This is a genomic window from Monashia sp. HAY1-2A, from assembly GCF_056755315.1.
Genome location: NZ_JBNDHY010000304.1, coordinates 1 through 1279 on the forward strand (window position 1 = coordinate 1; position 1279 = coordinate 1279).

The 1279-nt window shown below is 74.2% G+C and carries 2 protein-coding genes; both read left to right on the forward strand.

Annotation, left to right across the window (positions count from 1 at the left end; genetic code table 11):
- Positions 1-16 precede the first annotated feature (16 nt).
- Positions 17-778 carry a class I SAM-dependent methyltransferase gene (locus ACPYOM_RS21975; protein ID WP_481347586.1) on the forward strand — a complete coding sequence of 254 codons (762 nt, stop codon included), beginning with the start codon at positions 17-19 and terminating at the stop codon, positions 776-778.
- Positions 779-854: 76 nt separating this feature from the next.
- Positions 855-1279, forward strand: a 425-nt coding sequence (locus ACPYOM_RS21980) for a lysophospholipid acyltransferase family protein (RefSeq protein ID WP_481347587.1), incomplete at its 3' end; no start/stop codon positions are given.

Genomic DNA, 1279 nt, shown 5'->3' on the forward strand with positions numbered 1-1279 from the left:
GGCGTAGCGTCGGGGCGTGACCTTCGAGGTTCCGGCGGACGCCTACGACCTGTTCATGGGGCGGTACTCGGGGCCGCTCGCCGGGCGGTTCGCGGACTGGTCCGGGGTCGACGCCGGCCCCGGCCACGCCATCGACGTCGGCTGCGGCACCGGCGCTCTCACGCGCGTCCTCGTCGAGCGCCTCGGCGTCGACGGGGTGTCCGCCGTCGACCCGACACAGGCGTTCGTCGCCGTGCTGCGCCAGGAGTTCCCCACCCTCGACGTCCAGGTGGGGGGCGCCGAGCAGCTGCCGTACCGCGACGACCTGTTCGACCTCGCCCTGGCCCAGCTCGTCGTACCGTTCATGGCCGACCCGGTCGGGGGCCTGCGCGAGATGGCCCGGGTGACGCGACCCGGTGGCACCGTGGCCGCGTGCGTCTGGGACCACGCCGGGGGAGCCGGTCCGCTCGCCCTCTTCTGGCGGGCCGCCGCCGACCTCGACCCCGACGCCCCCGGCGAGGGTGACCAGCCGGGCGCCTCGGAGGGCAGCCTCGCGCTGCTCTTCGACGCCGCCGGTCTGACCGGCATCGAGGACACCTCGTTCATGGTCGCGGTGCGGCACGAGACGTTCGAGGAGTGGTGGGAGCCGTACACGCTGGGCGTCGGCCCTGCTGGCGACTACGTCGAGTCGCTGGCCCCGGACCGGCGCGCCGCGCTCCGCGAACACTGCCGCGAGCTCGCTCCCGACGCCCCGTTCCACGTGCTCGCGACCGCGTGGGCCGTGCGCGCCCGAGCCTGACCCCCGGTGGTGCCGGGGTTGGCCGCGGACCGGGCACGAGCGGTCGCGACCGGCGGGTAGCCCTACAGTTGGCGCCATGTTCTACAGCCTCGGGCGGTCCGTGCTCTACCCGCTGTCCCACGCGCTGTACCGCCCGACGATCGAGGGCAAGGAGAACATCCCGCGCGAGGGCGGTGTCATCGTCGCGAGCAACCACCTGTCGTTCATCGACTCGTTCGCGATCCCCCTCGCGGCGCCGCGGCAGGTGCGGTTCCTGGCCAAGGAGGAGTACTGGACCGGGCCCGGTGTCGGGGGGCTGCTGCGCAAGGGCTTCTTCAGCGCCGTCGGCATGGTGCCGGTCAACCGCCACTCACCGACCGCCGCCCAGGAGAGCCTCGACGCCGCGCTCGAGGTGCTCAAGAACGGGGACGCGTTCGGCATCTACCCCGAGGGCACCCGCTCCCGCGACGGCCGGCTCTACCGCGGCCGCACCGGCGTCGCCTGGCTCGCGCTGACCGCCCA